At 65.9% G+C, this 24,998-nt stretch carries 28 protein-coding genes; 14 read left to right on the top strand and 14 right to left on the bottom strand.

Going from position 1 to position 24,998, the window contains the following annotated elements; genetic code table 11:
• The first annotated feature begins 38 nt into the window (after positions 1 to 38).
• Positions 39 to 1,241 (top strand): Zn-dependent hydrolase, encoded by a 1,203-nt coding sequence (locus IP69_RS05645; RefSeq protein ID WP_054141844.1) that lies wholly within the window; start codon positions 39 to 41, stop codon positions 1,239 to 1,241.
• Positions 1,242 to 1,361: 120 nt separating this feature from the next.
• Positions 1,362 to 2,276 carry a DMT family transporter gene (locus IP69_RS05640; protein ID WP_054141843.1) on the top strand — a complete coding sequence of 305 codons (915 nt, stop codon included), beginning with the start codon at positions 1,362 to 1,364 and terminating at the stop codon, positions 2,274 to 2,276.
• A 33-nt stretch (positions 2,277 to 2,309) separates the two neighbouring features.
• Here IP69_RS05640 and IP69_RS05635 read toward each other — a convergent pair whose 3' ends face one another.
• From IP69_RS05635 to gpt, 3 genes are all read right to left on the bottom strand, one after another.
• The gene (locus tag IP69_RS05635) at positions 2,310 to 3,371 is read right to left on the bottom strand and encodes an AI-2E family transporter (RefSeq protein WP_082358997.1); all 1,062 of its coding nucleotides are present in this window, start codon (positions 3,369 to 3,371) and stop codon (positions 2,310 to 2,312) included.
• A 199-nt stretch (positions 3,372 to 3,570) separates the two neighbouring features.
• Positions 3,571 to 4,062: an isoprenylcysteine carboxylmethyltransferase family protein gene (locus tag IP69_RS05630; protein ID WP_054141842.1), complete on the bottom strand. Its 492-nt coding sequence runs from the start codon at positions 4,060 to 4,062 to the stop codon at positions 3,571 to 3,573.
• A 41-nt stretch (positions 4,063 to 4,103) separates the two neighbouring features.
• Complete coding sequence (gene gpt / locus IP69_RS05625; RefSeq protein WP_054141841.1) at positions 4,104 to 4,613, bottom strand: xanthine phosphoribosyltransferase; 510 nt, start codon at positions 4,611 to 4,613, stop codon at positions 4,104 to 4,106.
• Between the two features lie 186 nt (positions 4,614 to 4,799).
• Between gpt and IP69_RS05620 the strand changes: the two genes are divergently transcribed.
• From IP69_RS05620 to IP69_RS05610, 3 genes are all read left to right on the top strand, one after another.
• Positions 4,800 to 5,825, top strand: a complete 1,026-nt coding sequence (locus IP69_RS05620) for a helix-turn-helix domain-containing protein (RefSeq protein ID WP_054141840.1) — start codon at positions 4,800 to 4,802, stop codon at positions 5,823 to 5,825.
• 280 nt (positions 5,826 to 6,105) lie between these two features.
• On the top strand, positions 6,106 to 6,948 hold the full coding sequence (locus IP69_RS05615) for a hypothetical protein (protein WP_054141839.1): 843 nt from the start codon (positions 6,106 to 6,108) through the stop codon (positions 6,946 to 6,948).
• On the top strand, positions 6,945 to 7,442 hold the full coding sequence (locus IP69_RS05610; protein ID WP_054141838.1) for a ricin-type beta-trefoil lectin domain protein: 498 nt from the start codon (positions 6,945 to 6,947) through the stop codon (positions 7,440 to 7,442). The genes IP69_RS05615 and IP69_RS05610 overlap by 4 nt, the downstream gene beginning before the upstream one ends.
• Positions 7,443 to 7,504: 62 nt before the next feature.
• Here IP69_RS05610 and IP69_RS05605 read toward each other — a convergent pair whose 3' ends face one another.
• Together IP69_RS05605 and IP69_RS05600 are read right to left on the bottom strand one after the other, a co-directional pair.
• Positions 7,505 to 8,266, bottom strand: a complete 762-nt coding sequence (locus tag IP69_RS05605; protein ID WP_054141837.1) for a molybdopterin-binding protein — start codon at positions 8,264 to 8,266, stop codon at positions 7,505 to 7,507.
• A gap of 157 nt (positions 8,267 to 8,423) precedes the next feature.
• Positions 8,424 to 9,278, bottom strand: coding sequence for an FkbM family methyltransferase (locus tag IP69_RS05600; RefSeq protein WP_054141836.1), 855 nt, complete (start codon positions 9,276 to 9,278; stop codon positions 8,424 to 8,426).
• A 160-nt stretch (positions 9,279 to 9,438) separates the two neighbouring features.
• On the opposite strand from IP69_RS05600, the gene map reads away from it, so the two are divergent.
• Together map and radC are read left to right on the top strand one after the other, a co-directional pair.
• The gene (gene map, locus IP69_RS05595; RefSeq protein ID WP_054141835.1) at positions 9,439 to 10,263 is read left to right on the top strand and encodes a type I methionyl aminopeptidase; all 825 of its coding nucleotides are present in this window, start codon (positions 9,439 to 9,441) and stop codon (positions 10,261 to 10,263) included.
• Positions 10,260 to 11,012 carry a DNA repair protein RadC gene (gene radC / locus IP69_RS05590; RefSeq protein WP_054141834.1) on the top strand — a complete coding sequence of 251 codons (753 nt, stop codon included), beginning with the start codon at positions 10,260 to 10,262 and terminating at the stop codon, positions 11,010 to 11,012. Before map ends, radC begins: the two co-directional genes overlap by 4 nt.
• 46 nt (positions 11,013 to 11,058) lie before the next feature.
• Here radC and IP69_RS05585 read toward each other — a convergent pair whose 3' ends face one another.
• Together IP69_RS05585 and IP69_RS05580 are read right to left on the bottom strand one after the other, a co-directional pair.
• Complete coding sequence (locus IP69_RS05585; protein WP_156323303.1) at positions 11,059 to 11,283, bottom strand: hypothetical protein; 225 nt, start codon at positions 11,281 to 11,283, stop codon at positions 11,059 to 11,061.
• A gap of 39 nt (positions 11,284 to 11,322) precedes the next feature.
• Positions 11,323 to 12,156, bottom strand: a complete 834-nt coding sequence (locus tag IP69_RS05580; protein ID WP_054141832.1) for a hypothetical protein — start codon at positions 12,154 to 12,156, stop codon at positions 11,323 to 11,325.
• Positions 12,157 to 12,539: 383 nt separating this feature from the next.
• Here IP69_RS05580 and IP69_RS05575 point away from each other — a divergent pair, with 383 nt between their 5' ends.
• The 5 genes from IP69_RS05575 (at position 12,540) to IP69_RS05555 (ending at position 19,088) form a co-directional block, all read left to right on the top strand.
• Positions 12,540 to 13,955, top strand: coding sequence for a circularly permuted type 2 ATP-grasp protein (locus IP69_RS05575; RefSeq protein ID WP_054141831.1), 1,416 nt, complete (start codon positions 12,540 to 12,542; stop codon positions 13,953 to 13,955).
• A gap of 73 nt (positions 13,956 to 14,028) precedes the next feature.
• Positions 14,029 to 14,970 (top strand): alpha-E domain-containing protein, encoded by a 942-nt coding sequence (locus tag IP69_RS05570; RefSeq protein WP_054141921.1) that lies wholly within the window; start codon positions 14,029 to 14,031, stop codon positions 14,968 to 14,970.
• Positions 14,971 to 15,051: 81 nt separating this feature from the next.
• Entirely contained in the window at positions 15,052 to 15,894 is an 843-nt protein-coding gene (locus IP69_RS05565) for a transglutaminase family protein (RefSeq protein WP_054141830.1), read from the top strand.
• 126 nt (positions 15,895 to 16,020) lie between these two features.
• A complete protein-coding gene (locus IP69_RS05560) occupies positions 16,021 to 16,764 on the top strand; it encodes a proteasome-type protease (protein WP_054141920.1) in 744 nt (247 codons plus the stop codon).
• Positions 16,765 to 16,856: 92 nt separating this feature from the next.
• Entirely contained in the window at positions 16,857 to 19,088 is a 2,232-nt protein-coding gene (locus IP69_RS05555; protein WP_054141829.1) for an EAL domain-containing protein, read from the top strand.
• Positions 19,089 to 19,130: 42 nt separating this feature from the next.
• On the opposite strand, the gene IP69_RS05550 is transcribed toward IP69_RS05555, so the two are convergent.
• Positions 19,131 to 19,697, bottom strand: a complete 567-nt coding sequence (locus IP69_RS05550) for an exopolysaccharide biosynthesis protein (protein WP_054141828.1) — start codon at positions 19,695 to 19,697, stop codon at positions 19,131 to 19,133.
• A gap of 128 nt (positions 19,698 to 19,825) precedes the next feature.
• Entirely contained in the window at positions 19,826 to 20,095 is a 270-nt protein-coding gene (locus IP69_RS05545) for an usg protein (RefSeq protein ID WP_054141827.1), read from the bottom strand.
• A gap of 230 nt (positions 20,096 to 20,325) precedes the next feature.
• On the opposite strand from IP69_RS05545, the gene bcsS reads away from it, so the two are divergent.
• On the top strand, positions 20,326 to 21,021 hold the full coding sequence (gene bcsS / locus IP69_RS05540) for a cellulose biosynthesis protein BcsS (RefSeq protein ID WP_054141826.1): 696 nt from the start codon (positions 20,326 to 20,328) through the stop codon (positions 21,019 to 21,021).
• Between the two features lie 12 nt (positions 21,022 to 21,033).
• Here bcsS and IP69_RS05535 read toward each other — a convergent pair whose 3' ends face one another.
• Entirely contained in the window at positions 21,034 to 21,768 is a 735-nt protein-coding gene (locus IP69_RS05535; protein WP_054141825.1) for an SDR family oxidoreductase, read from the bottom strand.
• A gap of 82 nt (positions 21,769 to 21,850) precedes the next feature.
• Between IP69_RS05535 and IP69_RS21300 the strand changes: the two genes are divergently transcribed.
• Positions 21,851 to 21,997, top strand: coding sequence for a DUF2256 domain-containing protein (locus IP69_RS21300; protein WP_082358995.1), 147 nt, complete (start codon positions 21,851 to 21,853; stop codon positions 21,995 to 21,997).
• A 3-nt stretch (positions 21,998 to 22,000) separates the two neighbouring features.
• On the opposite strand, the gene IP69_RS05530 is transcribed toward IP69_RS21300, so the two are convergent.
• The 4 genes from IP69_RS05530 to IP69_RS05515 are packed head-to-tail and all read right to left on the bottom strand — an operon-like array spanning position 22,001 to position 24,996.
• On the bottom strand, positions 22,001 to 22,390 hold the full coding sequence (locus tag IP69_RS05530; protein WP_054141824.1) for a type II toxin-antitoxin system VapC family toxin: 390 nt from the start codon (positions 22,388 to 22,390) through the stop codon (positions 22,001 to 22,003).
• Positions 22,387 to 22,650, bottom strand: a complete 264-nt coding sequence (locus IP69_RS05525; RefSeq protein WP_054141919.1) for a type II toxin-antitoxin system prevent-host-death family antitoxin — start codon at positions 22,648 to 22,650, stop codon at positions 22,387 to 22,389. Before IP69_RS05525 ends, IP69_RS05530 begins: the two co-directional genes overlap by 4 nt.
• A 49-nt stretch (positions 22,651 to 22,699) precedes the next feature.
• Positions 22,700 to 24,307: a molybdopterin-binding/glycosyltransferase family 2 protein gene (locus IP69_RS05520; protein ID WP_054141823.1), complete on the bottom strand. Its 1,608-nt coding sequence runs from the start codon at positions 24,305 to 24,307 to the stop codon at positions 22,700 to 22,702.
• Positions 24,304 to 24,996, bottom strand: coding sequence for an XdhC family protein (locus IP69_RS05515; RefSeq protein ID WP_054141822.1), 693 nt, complete (start codon positions 24,994 to 24,996; stop codon positions 24,304 to 24,306). The genes IP69_RS05520 and IP69_RS05515 overlap by 4 nt, the downstream gene beginning before the upstream one ends.
• Positions 24,997 to 24,998: the final 2 nt, after the last annotated feature.

The raw sequence follows: 24,998 nt of genomic DNA, 5'->3' as shown, positions 1-24,998 counted from the left end.
CCCCTCGCCTCCCCGCCTGTCCTGAAAGCGAGCCAGCCATGCCGACCGTCGATACCGACGCCTTCCTGCGGGATCTCTATGAACTGCGCGCGATCGGCACCTTCAAGACCGGCGTCCACCGCCCGACCTATTCACCCCACGACATGGAGGCCCGCCGCTGGCTGATCGCGAAGCTGACGCAATGCGGGCTCGACGCCGAAATCGACGGCATCGGCAATGTCTTCGGGCGTCATCGCGGCGAAGGCCCCCATCTCCTGGTCGGCAGCCATATCGAATCGCAGAACGAAGCCGGCTGGCTCGACGGCGCGCTCGGCGTCGTAGCCGGCGTCGCGCTGGCGCGGGCGGGTCTCCCGGTCGATGTCTGCGCCTTCGCCGATGAGGAGGGCCATTTCAGCCTCAGCCTGCCCGGCAGCCGCTCGGCGATCGGCGATTTGAGCGAGGCGGCGATCGACGGCGCCCGCAACCGCACCGACGGCACGCCTTTGCGCGACGCCCTGCGCGCGGCCGGGCTCGAAGGCCTCCCGCGCCGGCCGCTCGAGATCGAACGCTACAAGGGCTATTACGAGATGCATATCGAGCAGGGCACGCAGCTCGAGGCTGCGGGCCTGAGGCTCGGCGTCGTCACCGGCATCGTCGCGATCTGGCAATGGCGGATCGTGGTCGAGGGCCAGCAGGACCATGCCGGCGGCACCAGCATGGCCGAACGCCGCGACGCAGGCCTGAGCGCCGTGCGCCTACTCGCCGCGATCGATGCCGAGTTCCCGCGCATCGTCGGCGAACGCACGACCTGGACCACGGGGCGTTTTCGCCTTGAGCCGGACGCGCCCAACATCATCCCCGGGCGCGCCGAGATCCTGTTCCAGTTCCGCGACGTTTCGGTGCCGGTGCTGGAGCGGCTCGAAGCCGGGCTGAAGATGCTGGTCCAGGAGGCCAACCGCCGCGAGCGCTGCAAGATCACGCTATCATCCGTCTCCAAGGCAGTGCCGGCGCTGTGCGATCCGCAGATGATGCGGTGCCTCTCGGACGCGGCGCAGGACATCGCGCCGGGCGCCTGGCAGATCATGCCCTCGGGCGCCGGCCATGACGCGCAGGTCATCGCCCGCAAGATGCCGGCCTCGATGCTCTTCGTCCCCTCGATCGGCGGCATCTCGCATCACTGGAGCGAGGACACGAAGGACGAGGATCTGGCGCTCGGCGTCCAGGTGCTGCACAGCGCCGCAGAGCGCTTCCTCGCCGGCTGAGCGCGGGACGCAAGGGCCGCATCGGCGTCGGCGCCCCTTGCCCGGCGGCGCCCCGGCTCGCATAGCAGCGGGCGCCACCCGTCGGGTCGGTCCGTGCTCCCCGTCTCGCGAAAGCCCCTCGTGTCAGACTTTACCTCTTCCGCCGCCCCGCTGGCGCGCCGCCGGCTCTGGCTCGGCCTCGGCTGCGGCCTGCTGACCAGCCTGATCTGGGGCGTGCAGGCCGTCGTCTCGCGCCAGTCCGTCGCCGATGGCCTGAGCGCGGCCGACGTCACGATTCTTCGCTTCGCCGTCGCCTCGCTGTTGCTGCTGCCGCTGGCACTGCGGCGGATGCGGCCCTTCCCCGTGGGTGCGCTCGGCTGGCGGCGCGCGCTGATTCTGACCGCGCTGGCCGGCGCGCCCTATGCGCTGGTCCTGGTCGGCGGCGCCACCTTTGCCCCGGCCCTGCACGCCTCGGTGATCGTGCCCGGCCTGATCCCGGTGATGACGGTGGCGCTGGCCTTCGCGGTGATGGGCGAGCGCCCCGGCCTCTGGCGCATGCTGGGGCTTTCGCTTGTGCTCGCCGGAATTGCCGCCTTCGGCTGGGAGACCTTTGGGTCCAGCAGGCCGCAGGAGAGCGCCTGGATCGGCGATCTGCTTTTCGTTGCCAATGCCGTGATGTGGTCGGTCTTCGGCCTGCTGGCGCGGCGCTGGGGCTGCGACGCCATCGACGTCACGATCGCGACCTGCCTGCTCTCGCTTTTGATCCTGCCGGTTTTCGCGCTGACCATGCCGATGCGGCTCGGCGACTCAGCCTGGCCGGCGATCGCGCTGCAGGCGCTCTATCAGGGCGCGCTCGTCGGTGTCGGGGCGCTGTTTCTCTACACAAAATCAGTGGAACTGCTGGGTGCGGCACGCGCGACACTGTTCCTGCCGCTCAACCCCGTCGTGACTGCGCTAGCAGGCGTGGCGTTGCTCGGCGAGTACCCCTCCGGCATAGAGATCGCAGGCATGCTGCTGGTGATCGCGGGCATGAGCGTGGCGTTGCGGGCGCGCTAAGAACCGGCAGGAGCGGGCCGGCCGCCGAATATCTCAGGGTTCCCCGGTCGCGATCTCCTCTCGTTCAAGATATTTCCCGACGTAGAGATCGTTGATGAGCTGCAATGAGAGCGCGGTGATAGGCGTGGCGAGCGCAAGGCCGATCAGCCCAAACAGCGTGCCGAAGGCCAGCTGCGTGCAGATCACCAGCACAGGGGGCAGCGAGACCTTCTCTTTCTGAACGATCGGCGTGACCACGTAACTCTCGATCGCCTGAACCGCGAGATAGACGCCCAGGACCATCAGAACCGTGTTCATGCCTTGAGGCACGGCAAGCAGAAGGCCGGGGGCCGCCGCCAGGACCGGCCCGATATTGGGAATGAAGGCGAGCAGACCGGCGATCAGCCCCAGCACCAGGGCCAGCGGGATGCCGATCAGCCACAGGCCGAGCCCGGTCAGCACGCCCACGACGGCCATCGCGATCGACTGCGCGACGAGCCAGTTCTGCAAGGTATCGACACTGCGGGCGAGCACGACTTCGGCTTGCGCCCGCCGCGACGGCGCAAACAGCTTCAGGAAACCCTTTCGATAGGTCTCGGGATCGAATGCACCGTAAAGCGCAATGAACAGCAACAGGACGCCGTTACCCAGCGAGCCGAAGGCCGAACCGACGGCCTGCGTGGCCGCTCCCCCCGCCTCGGACGACCAAAGATTGCCGGGGCTGAGCCGTTCGAGCGCGTTGCGAGCCCAGTCATATGTGTCGATCCGCTTCCGCACACTGTCGACCGCCTCAGGCACTTGCCGCCAGAGTTGATCGACCTGCTCCAGGACGGCGGGCGCGACGGCCATACCTCCCCCGCCAAGCAGTAGCAGAACACACAGGAGGAAGATCGCGACGCCCCAGCCGGGGCCAACGGAGAGCCGATTGCCGACCCAGACACCGCAGGACCTGAACAGGATCGCAAGCAGCAGGCCCGCGAAGATCATCAGGAGCGTCGCCGGCAAGAGCACCAGGAACAGCGCCAAGGCAGCGAAGACGACAACGATCGAAACCGGGCCGCGCCGCCAGGTGATCAAGGGGGCGGGAACCCGGGAAACCCCGTCGCGCTCGGTCATCGGTTTGCTTGATCCCTGGCTCTGAGGCTGACGAGGCGAGACCGCCTGGCCGGAAGAATCGGACGATGGCAGCGCGCCTCGTCGCTTCCATGACGGTCAACGCTCTAAGGACCGCTTTGTGCCTCGCCGCCGCATCAAGCGGGCGTGAGGCCTTTGACCGAGAACCGAGGAGAGTTTTCAAAAGACCGCGGAGCTGCTTTCAGTGCCGCCCGATCCAGCGTCGAACCCGAGCGCGATAGGCGATCCATGCCGGCCCGAACAGCGCCTCCAGATGCCGCTCTTCCCGCTCGATGGCGAGCTTCAGCACGAGGACGGCTGCGATCAGGCCGGTCACGATCAGCCAGAGATTGCCGAAGGCCAGCCCCGCACCGACCATCATCGTCGTGTTGCCGAAATAGATCGGGTTGCGGCTGATCGCGAAGGGGCCGCTCTCGACCAGCGCGGTCGCGGCCCGATGCGGCAGGATGTTGGCGCGCGCTCGCGCCATCGTCACCATGGCGAAAATGTCGAAGCCGGCGCCGACCAAGAAGAAAGCCCACCCGGCAAGGTGCAGCGCTCCCCCGAGCCCGGACCCATCCACGGGGTAGGACAGCGGAACGACCTGCTGAAGCGCCATCGCGATCAGAATAGCCACGCCGTAGAGAACCGGCGGCCAGGGAAAGCTGTTCGGCCGGTCCGTCGTGTCGATCATCGTGACCTCCTCCAGACGATCCCGGCTGATGACACGTGTCCTCAGCCCTTGTGATCCTTGGCGATCGGCTCGACATAAGCCAGCCCCATATCCCAGGGGAAATAGATCCAGGTGTCCTGGCTGACCTCGGTGATGAAGGTATCGACCGTCGGCACGCCGGCCGGTTTGGCATAGACCGTGGCGAAATGGGCATTGGGCAGCATTTCGCGCACGACGCGCGCCGTCTTGCCGGTGTCGGTCAGGTCATCGACGACAAGAACGCCCTGGCCCTTGCCGTCGCCGATCGCCTTGATCGAGGGCGCGACATCCTTGAGCACCTTCAGCTCGGTCTGGTTCTTGTAGTCGTGATAGCTCGCGACGCAGACCGTCTCGATCAGCCGCAGACCGAGCTCCCGGCAGATGATCGCCGCCGGCACCAGCCCGCCGCGCGTGATGCAGACGATCGCCTCGAACGGCCCCTTCTCGGCCAGCCGCCAGGCGAGCGCGCGCGCATCGCGGTGGAACTGGTCCCAGGAGACGGGAAAGGCCTTGTTGGCGGTCGGTTCGGCCATGGTGCGGGGGCTCCGGGTGAAGGGTAAAGCCGCTCATTCCAAGTTTGTGGCGCTCAATCAAGCTTAAACGGTGAAGGGTCTGTCGCCTTTTGGATCTGTCTCCAGCATAGCAGGCGCTCGACGCTGTTCGAATCGATCTTCAATGCGTTTTGGCGCGCAGGGCCTCGCTGGCAAGGTGGGTATTGCATGGTCGCGACGACCCGCCATTCGATCCAGCTCGAAGATGGTGATGCGGACTATCGTGTCGCCGCCTGGCGGGAGGTGATGAGCCCCTCCGGCGAGATCCGGATGACTCCGGAAGAAGCCGACCGCTTCACGACCTTAGGCCAATGGCGCCAGATCGGCCCGTTGCTGATCGGACATGTCACTGCGGGCGACTTCAGGCTCGTGCGTACGAAGGCGATGGCCAAGCGTATCGGGCTCGACCATGTCTTCATCAACGTCTTCCTGGCGGGGCGAGGCGAAGGCGTTTGCGGACGCCGGCGCATGCGCTTCGCACCGGGCGCGATGTCGATCACCAAGCTGTCGAGCCCGGCCGATTATCGGCTCGAAGGGATCACATTGACCGCGATCGTCGTGGCGCGCCGGCTGCTGGAAGCCGCCATCGGCCCCGTCGCTGCCCTCGACGGGCGCGTCTATCCGGCCGAATCCGTCGAGGCGCGGCTCGTGGATGCCCACATCACCGCGCTCCTGGCGCTGCCCGATCCGCTGGGGCCGGCTCAAGCGTCTATCGCGAGCCGCAGCACCCTCATGATGCTCGCCGCCTGTCTGAATGGCGGGCCTGTTCACGAGGGCGCCAAGCTTGCGACACCGGCCGACTTGGAGGTCGAGCTGGCGAAAGCCATCCGCCGTTTCATCAAACAGCGGCTGGCCGATCCCGGACTCGGGTCGGAACTGATCTGCAGTCAGTTCGCCCTTTCGCGCGCACGTCTCTACCGCCTGATGCGCGACGGCGGGACCATCGCCACGACCATCCGGCGGCTGCGCCTGACGCGCGCCTACGCAGAGATCGCGATGGGGCGCTATGCCGGGTTCACCGCGGCCGAGGTCGCGAACCAGTCCGGGTTCCGGCAGGAGCGCAGCTTTCGTCGCGCCTTCATCCAACAGTTCGCCATCACGCCCGCCGCACTCCAGGCGCGGGCCCGAGCGGCCCCGATGACACCGCTTCCCGCAACCGGTCCGGTGATCGCCGACTGGTTCAACGAGCTCTGACATCAGCCCGCCGGCAGACCGAACCATCAACAGATCCCCCAGCCGTCCACGGGCTGCGGACATTTCGTATCAATCTTGCGGCCCGAGGCACCAATTTGTCCGCAGCCGGACTGGCTGCGTTGACGTTCCGCAAGGCCCCGAACATGGCTCGTCTGCGGACACGATTTCGGTACGACCAGCCACGGATGCGGGCCGGTCCTCGAGCCGATCCTGGCGGCGGCAAATCGAGAGCATGGTTTGTCGGCAGTCGTTGCCTTTCATCGCTCGGGGACAGGATAAAATGCGACCGACGATAACCCTTGCGGCGCTTGCCTTGCTGGCTGGCCCGGTTCTCGCCGCGGGCGAGACCCCGTTCGAGAAGGCCGGCGGCTGGGAGATCGAGCGCGGCGCGCGCGGCACGTCCTGCCTGATGAGCAAGTCATACAAGGACGCCAACGACGACGATGCCGTGAACGCGCTCGTCTTCGCCGTCGCGGCCGACAAGGCGATCATGACCTTCATCTACGAGCACTGGACCTGGGACAAGGATGAGAAGATCCGTGTTCCCTTCGTCCTCGACAAGCTGGTCGCGATCCCCCAATCAGCCTGGGTCGGAGACGGCACGTCGCTCACGGCGGAGCTGCCCAACAGCATCGTGCCGCGCATGCTCGCGGCCAAGACGATGGTTCTGAAACTCGATGGCGCCGACGCGGATTTCGATCTGGCTGGCTTTCCGCAAGCCTACGAATCCCTGATCCGCTGCGAAAACACGCCGAAGGCGGCGGCCACCGCAACCGAGTCGACCCACATCGTCAAGGCGATGACCTTCCCGGGCGATGGCGACGTCCCGCCTCAATCGGCCTTCGCCACCGACACGGCCAAGATCGTGCTGGCCCTGCAGATTCGCAATCTCAAACCCGACGACAAGCTCACAGCCACCTGGGTCGCCGAGAAGACGGACCGCTCGCCTCCGAATTTCGAGATCGTGTCGAGCACGATACCGCTTGGGGCCAGTCAGCTCGTCTCGGCCAGCCTGAGCAAACCCAATGCAGGCTGGCCTCCGGGTCGGTACCGCATCGACATGCGCATCAATGGTGGGCCGGTCGAATTCCGTCAGTATTTCGAGATCGAGGGATCCAAATGAACGCATTCGCATCCAATTTGACGGCTGCTGCCATGGTGCTGCTGGGCACGGCCGGCGCCGCGCCGGCCGCCGATTACCAGCGCCTGTCGACACAGTGGAAGGGGCCGGGGATGTCGCTCGACATCGTCAACGGCGGTCCGCGCAACAATTTCGCCCAGCTTGCCAAGACCGAGGACGTCACCGGCCAGCAGTGGAAGATGACCCCCGCCGAGGGCTGGCTCAATCTCACAACCGAATTCCGGGGCGACAAGATGTGCCTCGATGTCGAAAACGGCGGCAACATGAACAACTTCGTCAAACTCGGCCCTTGCGAGAACAATTCGGGCCAATCCTGGAAGATGACGAAGTCGAGCGAGGCCGGCTTCGTGAAATTCACGACCGAGTTTCGCGGGGCCAACATGTGCCTCGACGTCGTCAATGGCGGCCCGCGCAACGGGATGGCGCAGCTGACCAAATGCGAGGATGTCTCCGGGCAGCTCTGGAAGGTCAACTGATCGAACCGAATTGCCTGGATGACGCTCGATGCCGCCATCCAGGCATCTTCATCCCAGCATCGTCACCCAAGCCGCGCGCGTTCGGTGTCGATCATCGCGGTGACGGCCGCCATCGCGGCCGCCAGCTTGTCGGCGTCGCGCGAGCGCACCACGACATTGGTGTCGGGCCCCGTCTCCGAATAGAACGGGTAGGAGCCGATCGAGACATCGGGATGGGCCTTGGCAACTTCGGCCAGAGCCGTGCCGATATCGCCCTCGCGCAGGCCGGCGCGCACCGTGTCGGAGAGAATTTTGACCCCGGTCGTCAGCGTCGGCGCCACCACGTCGAGCATCGCCTGCATGATCGAGGGCACGCCCGCCATCACATAGACATTGCCGATGTTGAAGCCCGGCGCCTTCGAGACCGAATTGGCGATGAGGTCGGCCCCGGCGGGAATGCGCGCCATGCGCAGCCGCGCCTCGTTGAGCTGGTCAGGCGGGAAGCGTTCGGCGAGCATCGCGATCGCGCGCGGATCATGATCGATCGAAACCCCGAAGGCAGCCGCCACCGAATCGGCGGTGATGTCGTCATGGGTCGGGCCGATGCCGCCGGTCGTGAAGACATAGGTGTAACGGCTGCGCAGCGCGTTGAGGGCCGCCACGATCTCGGCCTCGACATCGGGCACGATGCGGACCTCGCGCAGTTCGATGCCAATATTGGTCATGTATTCGGCAATATAGCCGATATTCTTGTCCTTGGTCCGCCCCGACAGGATCTCGTCGCCGATGACGAGGATCGCGGCCGTGATGCTCGCCGGGGTGGATGTCGTGTCGCTGGCGGTCATTCCCGGCTCCTGGCTGCGGCGGCACCGGAGGTTCGAGCCGCCGATCGCATCCTAGCTAGGGGTTTGCCGGCCAGGGCTCAAGCGCCGTGAACGCCGCGCCCCCCAGCCGCCATGATCGGCATGCTCTCGGCGTCTCAAGAAAGACGATAGCCTGCGCTTACGCCGATGCCTTGCGCTCGTAGACCAGGTTCAGGCGCGTCTGCGCGAGCAGCGTGTAACCGCTCTGTGCGAGCAGCGCGGCAAGATCGCTCTGCCAGCGCTGGCGCGAATCCTCGATGATGATGAAGCCCGGCCAAAGGCTTTGGGGTGCATCGCGCAGGAACGGCTCCAGGATCAGGTCCTCGGCGCCTTCGACATCGAGCTTGATCGCGTCCAGCCGCTCGTAGCCCTCATTGTGGACGAGCGCGAGCAGGGTCATCGCCGGCACGCGGATCGAGGTGGCGGCACTGGTGCGCAGGATACGGACGCTCGATTCGCCGCGATTGGTCGGGTCGAGGAACAGCGTGAGCTCGCCGGGCTTGTCGGCCAGCGCGCAGGCGACCGCCTTGACGGTGCCGAACGGGTTCTGCGCGATGTTGAAGGCCAGACGCGCGAACACCTCGGGCTGCGGCTCGACAGCGAGGACGCGCGCGCCTGGGCCAGCATGTGCCGCCACGAACAGCGAATAGGCCCCGATATTGGCGCCGATGTCGATGAAGCAGAACCCGTCATGCAGACGCTCCGCCAGCAGCGACCGCTCCAGCGGGTCGAAATATTGCGGCGTGAAGAGGACGCGCTTTTCGCAGACATTTCCGTCGGGATAAAGCCGCATCCGGGCGCCCAGCGCCTCGATATCGACCGGCCGGCCGGCCAGCGAGCGCAGGCCGAGCCGGCGCAGCGCATAGGCCAGCTTCCGGCCAAGGAAACTGTCGGACGCACTGCGCGTCCAGGCGATGATGCGCTTAAGACCGCGCTGCGGCGCGAAGGCGCCGAAGGGCTCGTCCTCCGCCTGTGACTGCTCGATGATGGCCATAGCGCCAGCCTGATACACGCCGCCGCCGCCCGGCGCCAGCCGGTCGATCGCGCCGCGTCGACTGGTTTTCTCGCATGGGCGGGCGCCCTGCGGCGGCGCGATGCCTTGCGCCCGGGATCAAACCCAATAGATATGGGCGCGAGGGAGTTGCCGAGCGAACATGACTTTTGACGAAACGATCGGGCGCTCGCGCCATCGCGAGCCCGCCATCAAGATCCATGATGCGGACGCCTTCGCGGCCATGCACAAGGCCGGCCGCCTGACGGCTGAGGGCCTCGATATGCTCGGCGACTATGTCAAGCCCGGCGTCACCACCCAGCGTCTGGACGACCTCGCCTTCCAGTTCGCCATGGACAATGGCGCCTATCCGGCGACGCTGTTTTATCGCGGCTACACCAAGTCGATCTGCACCTCGATCAACCATGTCGTCTGCCATGGCATCCCCGACGACAAGCCGCTCCGCGAGGGCGACATCATGAACATCGACTACACGCTGATCGTCGATGGCTGGCATGGCGATTCGAGCCGGATGTATGGTGTCGGCGACATTCCGCGCAAGGCCGAGCGCCTGATCGAGATCACCTATGAAAGCCTGGTGCGCGGCATCAAGGCGGTGCGCCCGGGCGGCACGACGGGCGATATCGGTTTCGCCATCCAGCGCTATGCCGAGGCCGAACGCTGCTCGGTGGTGCGCGATTTCTGCGGCCATGGTGTCGGCCGCAACTTCCACGACGCGCCCAACATCCTGCATTATGGCTCGCCCGGCGAAGGGCCAGAGCTCAAGCCGGGCATGATCTTCACCATCGAGCCGATGATCAATCTCGGCAAGGCGGGGGTGAAGGTGCTCTCCGACGGCTGGACGGCCGTAACGCGGGACCGCTCGCTCTCGGCCCAGTTCGAGCACACGATCGGCGTCACCGATACCGGCTGCGAGATCTTCACCCTCTCGCCCGCCGGACGCGACAACCCCCTCGCGCGTCAATGACAGCCGATGCGGGCAAGGGTTCGGGCCGCACTGCGCGACCTGCCCTGCCCGTGGCTCCGCCCGGCCTCGCCGACGCGGCCCCGCATTATCACGGCCATCGCGAGCGCCTGCGCAGTCGCTTCAGCGAGGCCGGCGCCGACGCCCTGCCCGATTACGAACTCCTCGAACTGCTGCTGTTCCGCTCGATTCCCCAGCGCGACGTCAAGCCGCTCGCCAAGGAGCTGATCGCACGTTTCGGCTCCTTCGCCGAGGTGCTGGGCGCGCCCGCCGCGCGCCTGACCGAAGTCAAGGGTGTTGGCGAAGGCGTGGCGCTCGATCTCAAGATCGTCGAGGCGGCGCTGCAGCGCATGGCCCGCGGCGCGGTCTCCAAACGCACCGTGCTGTCCTCCTGGTCGTCGGTGCTGGACTATTGCCGCACCGCGATGGCCTTCGCCGAGCGCGAGCAGTTCCGCATCCTCTTCCTCGACAAGAAGAATGCCGTAATTGCCGACGAGGTGCAGCAGACCGGCACCGTCGATCACACCCCCGTCTACCCCCGCGAGGTGATGCGACGCGCACTCGAGCTCTCTGCCAGCGCCGTCATCCTCGTTCACAACCACCCGTCGGGCGATCCCACGCCTTCGGCCGCCGACGTCAGGATGACCCGCGAGCTCGTCGATACCGCCAAGCCGCTCGGCATCGTCATCCACGACCACGTCATCGTCGGTCGCGACGGGCATGCCAGTTTTCGCGGGCTCGGCCTGATCTGAAAGACAGCGGCTGCGCTTCCGCCGAGCCAACGGAACGGGCGAAACGCTAGGCGTTGCCGATCTTGTCGAAGATCGTGATGATCCGCTTCACGGCGGCCTGCCGCGGCTGCGGTATGTCCTCTACCCGCATCTCCCGACAGTTCTTGTTATAGCGTTGCTCGATCGGATTGTAGTCGCAGGCAATCACGACGCCCTGGATTGCCGTCGGAAAATACCATGGCGAAGGGGGCGTCATCGCGGTTGCCTTTGCCGTCCTGGGTTTGGAAGCCATGGCTGTCTCCATCGTTGTCAGCTGTGCGGCGAAGGATCGCTAATCCCGGCGGCTCAGGATGGCGTTCAACTGGTTGGCGAAGAACACCTGCGACGCCGGCCCGAGCAATTCGCGCGCGGCGGGATCGGCCGGCCCCAATGTCAGCGTCAGGTCATGCGTGCGATTGCGGCTCGTCGAGAACAGTGTCGAGTTGGGATTGGTCGTCGCATGCGTCAGCCGCCAGGACGGACTGACGCTGCCGCTGGTCAGCACCTCGAACTTGACACGGTGAGCGATGGCGTTTTGGGCAGAAGGCGCGCTGCGTGAGCCGGGCACAAGCAGCGCGCCCGTGCCGGATGCCAGCACATGGGCAGCAAGCGTTTCGGCCAGCTTGAGATCGCTCTGCAGCAGGAGCGATCCGGCGAGACGGCTCGCGGTTGGCCGGCTGCCACAGGCGGGCGCTGCGACCAATTCCTTGACGGTATAATAGAAGTTCAGCGTCGTCACGCGCGTCGCCGTGGCGGCCGCGACGGCTCCGAAGGCGAAGGTCACCGGCGGGCTCTGCAGGCCTGTCGGGTTGTACAGGGCGGCCGGGTTCAGGGCGGTCCTTTCCTCGACCGTCAGGACGAGCCCGGCCTGCACGCCCCAATCATCGAACCAAGGCGCCGACCTGACCGGGTTCACCCTGCTTGCGACGAGCGCCTTGTCCTGAAGAATGATCGACTTGACCGCATCCTGAACCTCGCAGCGGACCGTCTCGACGATCGCATTAACCAGCAACTGGCCATCGGCTGGACTGCCGGGAAATTCCTGAAGATTGGGAACGAAGGTTCCGCAGCCGCTCACGGACAGAGACACGAGGCCGATGGACAGCAACCGCAGCAACGACGACATGACAATGAGCCCCGATGGCAAGATTTGAACCTCGCGCGAGGTCAATAAAATTTAATGTAACCTTTAAAATTGTGATCGGACCTGCTGCCATTCGCTTGAAGTGCGTCGGGCAGAGCCGCGCTGTCGCGGCAAAGCCGCTTTGCGTTGCTTCCCTCAGCGCCCGGCACGACCTCCGGGGCGACTGTTCGCGCGCCTCTCAAACTCTATGATTGTATAAAGCTAAATTTACAACCTTAGATATTTCTGCCCTCATTTCACCTCAATTGCAACGGGCTTTTTTGCTCAATAATTCGGCATCGCGGCGCAAAGCGGCATCGGCCGCCCCCTTTCCGATTCAACGCGAATGCGCTTAGGCTGCTGCAACCAAGGGGAAAGAAGCCTGCATGGTCGCGTTCGACGAGATGACCGGCTCCGGAGCCGAATTGAGACCGGCCTACCAGGCGCTTGATCGCTGGCTGAAGGAAGCCCCGCCTGAGATGCTGGCGCTCCGGCGCAGCCAGGCGGAACTGTTCTTCCGGCGCATCGGCATCACCTTCGCCGTCTATGGCGACGAGGAATCGACCGAGCGGCTGATCCCCTTCGACATCATCCCGCGTGTCCTGACTAAGCCGGAATGGACCAAGCTCGAAGCCGGCCTGCGCCAGCGCGTCACCGCGATCAACATGTTCCTGGCCGATGTCTACGGCCCGAAGGAATGCATCAAAGCCGGCATCATCCCGGCTGATCTGGTCTATCGCAACGCCTGCTACCAGCTCGAAATGGTCGATTTCCAGGTGCCGCACGGCATCTACTGCCACATCGCCGGCATCGACATCGTGCGCGTCGATGCCGACACCTTCTATGTGCTCGAGGACAATGCCCGCACACCGTCGGGCGTCTCCTACATGATGGAGAACCGGGAGGTCATGCTGCGGCTTTTCCCGGAGCTCTTCGCCACGCACCGGGTCGCACCCGTGGACAACTATCCCGACCAGCTGCTGGCGACCCTGCGCTCGGTGGCGCCCCGCAGTTCGCCGTCCGATCCCAATATCTGCCTGCTGACGCCCGGCCAGTTCAATTCCGCCTTCTACGAACACTCGTTCCTGGCCGACAAGCTCGGCGTCGAACTGGTCGAAGGCTCGGATCTGCTGGTCAAGGACGACATCGTCTACATGCGTACGACGCAAGGCCCCAAGCGGGTCGACGTGATCTACCGGCGCATCGACGACGACTTCATCGACCCGCTCGTCTTCCGCAGCGACTCGGTGCTGGGCGTGCCCGGGCTGATCGGCGCCTACAAGGCCGGCAACGTCACGCTGGCCAACGCGGTCGGCACCGGCGTCGCCGACGACAAGGCGGTCTACAGCTACATGCCCGAGATCGTGAAGTTCTTCACCGGCGAGGAGCCGATCCTGAAGAACGTACCGACCTATCGCTGCCGCGAGCCGGAGGCCAACGCCTATGTGCTCGACAATCTGGAGAAGCTCGTCGTCAAGGAGGTCAACGGCTCGGGCGGCTACGGCATGCTGGTCGGACCCCACGCCAACAAGGCGCAGATCGAGACCTTCCGCCGCAAGCTCAAGGCGAGCCCGGAGGGTTTCATCGCCCAGCCGACGCTGGCGCTGTCGACATGCCCGACCTTCGTGGCTTCCGGCGTGGCGCCGCGCCATGTCGATCTGCGGCCTTACGTGCTGTCGGGCGCCAACGGCATTTCCTGCGTGCCGGGCGGCCTCACCCGCGTCGCGCTGAAGGAAGGCTCTCTCGTCGTCAATTCCAGCCAGGGCGGCGGCACCAAGGATACCTGGGTTCTCGATGCCTGATCTCAGCCATGGCACCCAGCTGCAACGTTCACCGGATACCTCCCGCCTCGTCGCGAAAAGGCCCGATCTGACTATGCTCTCGCGCACCGCCGACAGCCTCTACTGGGTCTCCCGCTATGTCGAGCGGGCGGAGTATCTGGCCCGGATTCTCGATGCCACCATGCGGCTCTCCAACCTGCCCTCCTCCTATGGCGGCGCCGGCAGCGAATGGCAGAGCGCGGTCGCCACGGCCGGCTGCGACGAGACCTTCGCCAAGGCCTATGGCGAGGCCAATGAGCGCAATGTCTGCGACTTCCTGACCTTCAACCCCGACAATCCGTCCTCCATCCGCAACTGCCTCGCGCTCGCCCGCTCCAATGCGCGCGGCGTGCGCACCGCGCTGACCTCCGAGATGTGGGATGCGATCAACGGGGCCTGGCTCGAACTTCAGCGCTTCGAGAAAAAGCGCATGGACCGCGAGGAATTCGCCCGCTTCCTCGACTGGGTGAAGAACGTTTCGCTGGTCTTCGACGGCTCGGCCTATCGCACCATGCTGCGCGACGACGGCTACTGGTTCTCCAGGCTTGGCGTCTATGTCGAGCGCGCCGACAACACCGCCCGTATCCTGGACGTGAAGTACCACGTGTTGCTCCCGGCCAACGAGCAGGTCGGCGGCTCGCTGGATTACTTCCAGTGGACGACGGTGCTGCGCGAGGTCTCGGCGCTGACAGCCTATCACTGGGTCTATCGCGAGGCGGTGAAGCCGTTGCTGATCGCCGATCTCCTGATCCTCAACCGGCGCATGCCGCGCTCGCTCGCCGCTTGCTACGAGAACATCTCGCGTTTTCTCGATCTGCTCGGCGATTCCTACGGCCGCCAGGGGCCGGCGCAGCGCCAGGCGCGCAAGACCCTCGCCAACCTGTCCAGCACGAGTATCGAGGACATCTTCCAGCACGGGCTGCACGAGTTCATCGAGGACTTCATCACCGAGAACAACCGGCTCGGCGGAACCATCATCGAGCAGTATCTGCAGTGATCGGCGGCGGCGGCCTCGCATCCGGCCGCAGCCCCCGCTAGAACGTCGAAACGAACGAACCCGGCCCCAACAGCGATTGCCATGCGGATCAGGATCTCCCACTCGATCGCTTACGTCTATGCCGAGCCCGCCCGGCATATCACGCAGATCCTGCGGCTGACGCCGCGCGACCATGACGGGCAGCACGTCATGTCCTGGCGCATCGAGCCCACCATCGACGGCCGCCTGCGCGCGACGCAGGATCCCTATGGCAATATCGTCCATACCTTTTCCGCCGACGGCCCGATCGCGGAAATGGCGATCCAGATCGATGGGTTGATCGAGACCGCAGACCTCGCGGGCATCGTGCGCGGCATGATCGAGCGCGTGCCCGTCGAGGTCTTTCGCCGCGACACGCTGCTGACGACGCCCGACGCGGCACTGCGCGCCTTCGCCGAGGCTGTGACGAAGGGCGCCGATTCACCCCTGTCCAAGATGCATGCGCTGATGGACGCGCTGCACGAGCAGACCGCTTGCGTGGAAACCGGTCAGCGCACCGGGATCGGTGCGGCCGCTGCCTTTGCGGCCGGCGAGGGCATCCCGCAGGACATCGCCCACATCTTCATGACCTGCGCGCGCCTCCTGGGGCTGCCGGCGCGCTATGTCTCGGGCTATGTCGCCCAGTCCGACGCATCGACGCGGGTTGCCCTGCCCCATGCCAGCGGCGCTCATGCCTGGGCCGAGGTGCATCTGTCCGATTTTGGCTGGATCGGTTTTGATCCCGCCAATGGACTATGCCCGATCGACACCCATGTCAGGATCGCCGCCGGGCTCGACTTTGCCGATGCCGCTCCGGTGCGTGGTGCCCGCAAGGGCGGCGACGGCGAGGCGCTGGCCGTGCGCGTCAGCGCCCGCGATGCAGGCGGGCGCGCCTCCAACCAGTGAGATCGACTGGGCGGTCGCGGCAAAGAACCGGGCAGGTCCGGCCCATGGCTGGCTTGCGACCCGGCGATGTGCGACGACATCACCAGCAACAACCAGCCCCGTATTCGACAGAGCAGGATCAGTCCCTTGACCTATTGCGCCGGAATCCTCGTGCAGGACGGCCTCGTCATGATCGCCGATACCCGCACCAATGCCGGGCTCGACGATATTTCGACCTTCCGCAAGCTGCATGTCTTCTCCTGGCCGGGCGACCGCACCTTCGGTCTGATGACCGCCGGCAATCTCTCGGTCACGCAATCGGTCGTCAGCCTGCTGCATGAAGGGCTGCCCGGCTCCGAGGCGGGAGAGCGCGATACGCTCCATAACGCCGGCTCGATGTTTCGCGCCGCGCAACTCGTGGGGCGGGCGATCCGCCATGTCCGGGCCGAAGATGGCCCCGCTTTGAAGGAAGCCGGCGTCAAATTCGATGTCTCGATGCTGTTTGGCGGTCAGATCAAGGGCCAGCCGATGCGGCTGTTCATGATCTATGGCGCCGGCAACTTCATCGAATGCGGCATGGATGCGCCGTTCCTCCAGATCGGCGAGCACAAATACGGCAAGCCGATCCTCGACCGCGCGATCACCTACAAGACTCATCTCTACGATGCGCTCAAGGTCGGGCTGATCTCGATGGATTCGACGATGCGCTCCAATCTGGGCGTCGGCCTGCCGATCGACCTGATCGTCATGCGCCGTGACGCCGACGAACCCGAGTTGAGCCGTCGCATCGAGGCAGGCGAGCCCTATTTCCATGATTTGCGCGAGCGCTGGTCGGCGGCGCTGCGGGCGGCTCACACCGCCATCCCAAGGCCGCCCTACGAGCCGACATAAAGCTCCGACGCGTCGATGCTGCTCCGGTCTGGCAACGGGATATCAAGATTCGCCTGCGATGGTCGCCGCTACTCTGGCTGCCAGGACCGTTGATGCTGTCGCCCATCGTCACGAAGTCGACCAACGCGGATGCATCGGCCCGAATGCTGAAAAGCTCGGTTGCCACATTGGGCTGCGCATTCGTCATGGTCATGGCCGCCGCCGTGGCCGTTGTTCTCGGCATTACCAGCGATGCGAACCGGCTCGAGGCCGAGCGGCAGCGCGACCGCGTCGAAGCCGCCATCGAAAGCCAGATTCGCCTGCGCGAATTGCGCTTCCAGAGCCTTGCGGCCTCTGGCGAACTGCAGGGCTCTCTCGCCGGCCCCGATCCGCTGGAGACACTTCAGACGGGGCTGGCACAGCTTGCCGGCCGCTTCCTCGAATTCGAGGGCGCCTATATCGTCTCCGCATCGGGCGTCGTGTTCGCCGGGATCGAGGGCAACAGCCCGGCCGGACAGGCCGGGTATGAGGCGCTGAAGCATTTCAGCCCCACCCTTCCCGGATCGCCCGATCTCGGCGATCCGCCGATGCGCCGGCTGCTTGATCTGCGCGGCGATCCCGGCTCGGCCTCATGGTCCCTGACTCATGACGGCATCGAAACCGTCAGCGTCATGATGATCGACATGGAGCCGCGCCGCGGCTCGCTGCTCTCCCAGCTGGCGGGCCCGATCAAGGTTGTCGGCTATCGGCGCGTGGACGATTCGATCCTGAGTGAACTTTCCCACCGCTATCGCATCTCGGAAGTCCGCATCATGCGGAACATGCCACGCGATCCCCTGGCCCGACGCGCGATCCCCTCCGCGGATGGGACGGTCAAGGCCTGGCTCAGCTGGGTTCCCGATCGGCCGGGCGACGCCATGTTGCGCCAGTTCGCCTGGGCGCTCGCCGGCGTCGGCCTGACATTTGCCGGCATCTTCGCTTTCGTGGTTCACCGTCTGCGCGGCGCGGCTCATCAGATCGCCATCCGCGAGAGCCAGATTCAGCGGCTGGCCGGCCAGGACGAGCTGTCGCTGCTGCCCAACCGCCGCACCTTCGACGTCAGGCTGGATCAGGAGCTTGCGCATCTCGACCGTTCCAAATCCGGCCTTGCCGTGATGCTGATCGATCTCGACCGCTTCAAGGCCGTCAACGACACCTATGGCCATACCGCCGGCGATGAATTGATCCGGCAGGTTGCCCAGAGACTGTCGAAGCTGGTCCGCGGCGGCGACACAGTGGCGCGCATCGGCGGCGATGAATTCGGGATCATCCAGGCCCATGGCCAGTTTCCGGCCGGCTGTGCCGCGCTGGGCGAGCGCATCCTGGCGAGCCTGACCGAACCCTTTACCATCATGGGTGTCGCGACCACGATCGGCTGCTCGATCGGCATCGCGCTCGCACCGCAGGATGCCACTGATCGCGAAACGCTGCTGAGACTGGCGGATACGGCGCTCTATCAGTCGAAAAACGGCGGCCGAAACCGGTTTTCGTTCTTCGAGACGCAGATGAACCGCGCACTCGCGCTCAAGCGCATGGTCGAGGAGGATCTTCGCCGCGCCATCGCCAACGACGAATTGATACTGCACTATCAGCCGCAGGTATCCGTCGACGGGGCTACGATCGTGGGGGTCGAGGCGCTGGTGCGCTGGAACCACCCGGTCCACGGGATGGTGCCGCCGGCGGAGTTCATCGGCATCGCCGAGGAACGGGGGCTCATCGTCCCCTTGAGCGAATGGGTGCTGCGCCGGGCTTGCGAGGAAGCCAAGCGCTGGGACGGCATCCGGCTCGCCGTCAACGTCTCCCCGATCCAGTTCCGCCACAAGGATTTCGTCAGCAACGTCATCAATGTGCTCGCCGAGACCGGCTTCGATCCGACGCGGCTCGAGCTCGAGCTGACCGAGGGGGTCGTCGTCGATGATGCCGATGCCGCCGAAGCCGCGATGATGGATCTGCGCGCTCATGGAGTTGGACTGGCGCTCGACGATTTCGGCACCGGCTATTCCAGCCTGATCTATTTGCGGCGCTTCGCCTTCGACAAGATCAAGATCGACCGCTCCTTCCTGGAATACATGGAGACCACCGGCGAATCCGCGATTCTGGTCCACTCGATCGCGCATCTCGGGCGGGCGCTGGGCCTGCGCGTCTGTGCCGAAGGGGTCGAGACGGCCGAGCAGCACCGCTTCCTGCAGGCGATCGGCTGCCATGAGCTGCAGGGCTTCCTGTTCTCGCCGGGCGTCAGTGCCGACGAGATCGACCAACTGCTGGCGCAGGACAAGCCTTTTGCAAAGATCCTAGCCGCGGCCTGAAATCTGGCGCCGACCACGACGGCCGCTCGCCACGGCCGGATCTCAGAAGAACAGCTCGTGGATGCCGCTGAAGATCGCATAGGCGAAGCCGGCGCTGAGGGCGAGGCCGACCACGCCGAAGACCGTACCGGCGATGATGAACAGGCCGTCCCGCTCCACCAGCCCCAGTCCGACGAGGCAGACCGCCAGCCCCAGGGGAATCTGGCCGATGAAGGGAGCGGCCACGATGAGACCCAGCGCCAGAACCAGGATCAACAGGCCGAGCACCGGGATGGCATAAGCGCCGCCCAGCACCGTCAAGCGGGGGCGCGAAATGCGTTCCAGCCGGATCAGCAGCGGCACGGCACGATCGATCGCGCGTGTCAGGACGGACTTGCCGATGCTGCGCGACAGCAAAGCAGGCGGCAGCCAGGGCATGACGCGGCCGGTCAGCATCTGCGCCGCGACGAAAGCCAGGACCAGGCCGCAGACAAGCGGGATGGGCGGCGGCATCGGCAGGCAGTTCGGCAAACCGAGCAGGACGACGAGCAGCGCATAGGCACGGTCCTTCAGCGCAGCCACGATCGAGCCGACCGCGATGCGCTCCCCCGGCAAGGCAGCAAGCGCCATCAGGAGTCCGGATGTGCGCAGGGGTGATGACAAGGGATATCGGGCCAGGCCGTGACAGGATGAGCGGCCTAGCACGCGCGGCGCCCTTGCAACAAGCAGTGCCAGCGACGGGCAGCCCGGCGCGGCGCTCAATGCAGGGTCAGCACACCGTTGACGGCCACGATCTCGGCCGGCCGGATCAGCCTGGAATGCGCGACCGTGACCGAATGCAGGGGGCCGTCGAGCTCGCGTGTCCAGAAGTCGAGGAAATCATGAAGCACCGGAAAGCGCGGCGCGAGATCGTAGTTCTGCCAGATATAGCTCTGCAGCACGCTGCGGTGATCGGGCAGCCGGTAGAGGATCGTTGCAGTCGTCAATCCGTATCCCGCCAACTGGCGCATGAAATCCGTGGTCTTCATCTGCCGTCTCCCTGCGTCGGTGCACAATGAAAGCTTAGCCAGATTGAAGCCTCAGGCTGCGCCCGCTTGGTTAACAAAAGCTTGCAAGCCTCCTGCCAGCCTGCTGAAATTGCTTGGGGCCCGTCCGCGAGGACCCGGCGTCGGGGGGTGCGTGCGTGGCGTATGGGTGGGCGAGCGCGGGAGGCGCGACGCTGGCTGCCGTCCTGGGGATGGGGCCAGGGCCTCCGACCATGGCGCAAGAGTCCGAAACAGGCTCCCAGACAGAAAGCGAGACGGAAGAGCGCTCGCCGCTCTCGACCGTCCTGTTCGGCTCGCTCGAAGCCGGACCCAGCAAGACCTTCGGGGCGCTGGGCCTGAAGAAGGCACTGACCGGCGGCCTCGCCAGCAGCGGCTTTCGCACCATGTTGAAAGTCGGCGGCGCCCAGGAGCAGGGCCGGCGCCAGCGTCCCCGCAGCATTGCCTACAAGAGCGAAGCCCAGGCGTTGATCGGCTATGAATGGCGCGTCAGCGATACTTTTCTGTCGCTTTACGCCGGCTCCGATTACGAGGGCGAACAGCGCGAAGAGCCGCGCGGCACCCTTGTTACCCGTCGCTACGGCGTGCGCCTTCAAGGCGATCTTTGGATGACACCGACACAGACGACGCTTCTCCAGGCGTCCGCCTATGCCTCGACGCTCGACCGCCGTCTCTGGGGCCGCATCGCCCCGGGCTGGTTGGTTCCGCGCGGCGTGCCGCTCGAAGGCAGCTATCTCGGGCCGGAGCTGGAGGCCTATCGCGCTGGCGACTACACCAAGATCAGGTTGGGGCTGCACCTGACGGGCCTGCGCCTCTTCGGCGTCGTCTGGCGACTATCGGGCGGCTGGCAGCGCAGCAGCGACCGGCCGGCCGAGGCTTATGCGACGCTCGGCCTGCACTGGCTGCGCTGAAGCGCCCCTGCCCTACCCCTTCGTTCGCAGCGACGAGCGGCCGCCATCGACGCCGATGATCTGCCCGGTGATCCAGGAGGAATCGTCGCAGGCCAGCAGCGCCGCCAGCGGCGCGATATCCTCGGGCTCGCCCAAGCGCTGTAGCGGATGCAGATCGGCGATCGCCTTCGCCATCGCCTCGTTGCTCGTCAGCGCCGCCGCCAGCGGCGTTCGCGTCAGCGACGGCGCGATGCAGTTGACCCGGATGCGCGGCGCGAGTTCCGCCGCCAGCGACAGCGTCAGCCCCTCGATCGCACCCTTCGCCATCGCCACCGAGGCATGCGCGGCAAAGCCCTGCGCGACAGCGACCGTCGAGAACAGCACGACACCCGCCGTACCCTCCGCCTGCTTAAGATGCGGCAGAGCCGCTTGAATCGCTTTCACAGCGCCCAGGGCGTTAATGCTGAAATCCTTCAGGAAATCACTTTCGCTCAAACGGGCAACCGGCTTCAGGTTGATGGTGCCGACCGCATAGACCAGCCCCTTCAGCGCTCCACCCTGGGAGGCCGCCTGTGTCGCCGCAGCGAAGACGTCATCCTCGGTCACGTCGCCGACGCTGAAGCCCGCCCCGATCTCGCTTGCCAAGGCCTGCAACCTGTCAGCCTCGCGACCCACCAGATGCACCGCCAGGCCGCGCGCCTTGACGGCACGGGCAACCGCAGCCCCTATGCCGCCGCTGCCGCCATAGATCAGGATGGTGTCGCTCATGTCGCCGCTCCAATTCAGTCCCGCTGGCGTATACGTTGGCGCGGGTCACTCTGGACCAGCGACCGGACCAGCGTGAGCGGACATGGCCAAGCGCATCGAGAAAGCCAACCTGCCCCAGAAGCCCTGTCGGACCTGCGGCCGCCCCTTCACCTGGCGCAAGAAATGGGCGCGCGTCTGGGACGAGGTGAAATTCTGCTCGGAGCGCTGCCGACGGGAAGGAAAGGCGTGAGCGTCAGAGCGGGACGGTCGATGCGATATCGGTCTGGCCGAAATCGTTGCCGACGAACAGCAGTGGACAGTCATGGCGCCGAGCGACGGCAGAGGCAAAGCAGTCGCCAAAGTTCAGATTGGCGGCGTGGCGGTCCCGCCCCCATCGCGCATAGGCCTGGGCGACGCGTTTGGCCTCGGCCTCGTCGACAGGGATGATTTCGACATCGAGGCCGGTCAGCAAATGGTCCATGGCCTCCCCGACGCCGCGATGCTGAGCAACGAGCAGGGCTTCCGCCAGCGTCCCAGCAGACATCAGAACCTGATCGCTCGATTCAAGCAGCGCTTGGCAGCGTTCCGCTACAGGTTCACGCAACAGAATCGCGAGAAGCGCCGAGGTATCGAGAACGATCAACGGGGCAACCCATCGTCGTCATAGAGAAAGTCCTGGCTGCGGGCCGCGTCGGCTCCCGGCAAAGCCGTCCGGCTCGCCATCACCTGCGCTTCCGCGATGATCCGCCTTCGCTGCGACGGCGCCAAGGTCTGGCGGATGGGAACGAGCTTGACCGCCGCTGGGCCGTGGCGGGTCAGCACCACGTCCTCACCGGCCTCAGCCCGTCTGACCAGTTCTGTCAGTTGCCCCTTGGCTTCGCTCACCGCAACCTTCGCAGACATGGCTACACTCCAAAGCTTGCAAGAAAAATAGACCATTACCTGGTCCAACTTAAGTCCGTCCTGGCGCGAACGCCGCGAGCGCCTCAGGCGTGTCGATGTCGAGCGCGATGGACGGGTCGTCGAGCGGCACCTCGACCAGCGCCTCGCCCGCCGCATCGAGCAGGCGCCGGGCACCCTGGTCGCCCTCGAGTTTCGCGACCTCGGCAAACAGAGCCCGCGCCAGCAGCACCGGGTTGCCGCGCTGGCCGAGCAGCGTTGGTACCACCGCCAGCGCCTCGCCGTTTTCCGCGAAGACCTGGGCCAGCCGGTCGATTACGCTCGCCGTGACATTGGGCATGTCCCCGAGCGAGACGACGGCCCCGGCGACCGTCTCCGGCAGGGCAGCCAACCCCGCCTTGACCGAGCCGGCGAGACCGTCGGCATAATCAGGGTTGTGGACGAGCGTAACGTCGAGTCCGGCGAGCACGGCAGCGACCTGCTCCTGCTGATGTCCGGTCACGACGATCACCGGCCTGGCCTGCGAGGCGAGCTGCGCCTCCACCGCATGGCGCAGCATCGGTTGACCGCGCACATTCTGGAGCAGCTTGTTGTCGGGCCCCATTCGCGTCGAGCGCCCCGCAGCGAGCACGATCCCCGCCACCGGCGCGGCTTCGAGATGCGTCGGTGCGCGCGGCTGCGGCCGCGAGACGATCTCCATCAGGAGCCCGCCGACGCCCATCGCCTGGATATCGGCCCGCGTCACCGCAATGCCGGCAAGGCAGCGCTGCAGCACCCAGTCGAAGCCGTTTTCCTTGGGCGAGCGGGCGCAGCCGGGCGCCCCGATCACCGGCTTGCCGGCGAGTTCGCCGATCAACAGCAGATTGCCGGGATCGACCGGCATGCCGAGATGCTCGATTCGTCCGCCCGCCTCCAGCAGCGCCTGCGGAATGACGTCGCGCCGGTCGGTGATCGCCGAAGCGCCGAAGACGATGACGAGATCGGCCAGCTCAGCCTGCTCGGCCAGCGCCTGCGCCAGGGGCTCAGCTTCATGTGGCACCCGCCGGTCCGCCGCGATCTTCGCCTCGGCCGGCCCGAGCCGCTCGGCCATCACCCGCAGCGTTTTGTCGACGACTGAGGGCTTCAGGCCCGGCAGCAGCGTCGAGATCACCGCCACGCGCAGCGGCTTGTAGGGGGCAATGGCGATGGGCTTTGCCCCTTCAAGCCCGGCGAGCGCCTGCTCGACGAGCGTTGCCGGTAGGCCATAGGGAATGATCTTCACCGTGCCGACCATCTCGCCGGCGACCACCGGCTTCATCAGCGGCAACGTCGCCACCGTGATCGCCTCGTCGATCTGGTTGAGCATGTCGATCGCAGCCCTGTCGATCGTCAGCACGCCCACCGCTGCGGCAAACAGGTTGACCCGGCCGGTGAAGGCAGCCTCCGTCACCACGCCGCGCCCGGCCAGGGCGGTGGCAAGCCGCGTCGCAGCCTCGTTTTCGTCGATGTCACCGGGCTCGAGCCGCACCGCCACGACGTCGGTGACGCCGGCGGCCGCGAGTTTCTCGGCAGCCTCGGCTGTGATCGCAGCGCCTTTCTTGACGATGGTCTCGCCGGCCCGGATCGTATGCGCGGCGATGGTGCCGGCCGCTTCCGCGACAGGGACGGGGCCGAATTTCATGCCGATGCCCGGCGCGGACCGCGCAGCGTCGCGACGATCTCGCCCAGGATCGCCAGCGCGATCTCGGCCGGCGAGACAGCGCCGATGTCGAGCCCGATCGGCGCGTGGATGCGCGCGACAGCGGCCTCGTCGAAGCCGGCCGCGGTGAGCCGCTCGACGCGCCGACCATGCGTCTTCCGGCTCCCCAGCGCGCCGATATAGAAGCACTCCGAACGCAGCGCCGCCTCCAGTCCGGGATCGTCGATCTTGGGATCATGCGTCAGCGCCACGAAAGCCGTATAGGCGTCGAGCCCCAGCGTCGCGATCGCCTCATCCGGCCACTCCGCCAGCAACGTCACATCCGGAAAGCGTTCCGGCGTGGCAAAAGCACTACGGGGGTCGATGATGACGAGGTCGAGGTCGAGCAGCTTCGCCATCGGCGCCATCGCCTGCGAGATATGCACCGCGCCGGTGACGACCACGCGCGGCGGCGGCGCCTGCACGGTCAGGAAGACCTGGCTCCCGTCCACCTCCACCGTCGCGCTCTTGGCCATGCGCAACTGCCTGTCCAGAACACCGGCCAGCGGATCGTCCGCGATATCGGCGGCCTTCACCAGTCTTTGCGCACCACTGGTGACATCGGTCACCAGAACGGTGGCGCGCCGCGCCGCACGCTCGGCATTGAGCATCGCCAATGTGGCCAGATCCATCG

Origin of the sequence: Allobosea sp. AAP35, assembly GCF_001295925.1 — a bacterium.
GTDB lineage: Bacteria > Pseudomonadota > Alphaproteobacteria > Rhizobiales > Beijerinckiaceae > Allobosea.
This window is presented reverse-complemented; position numbering and strand designations above follow the sequence as displayed.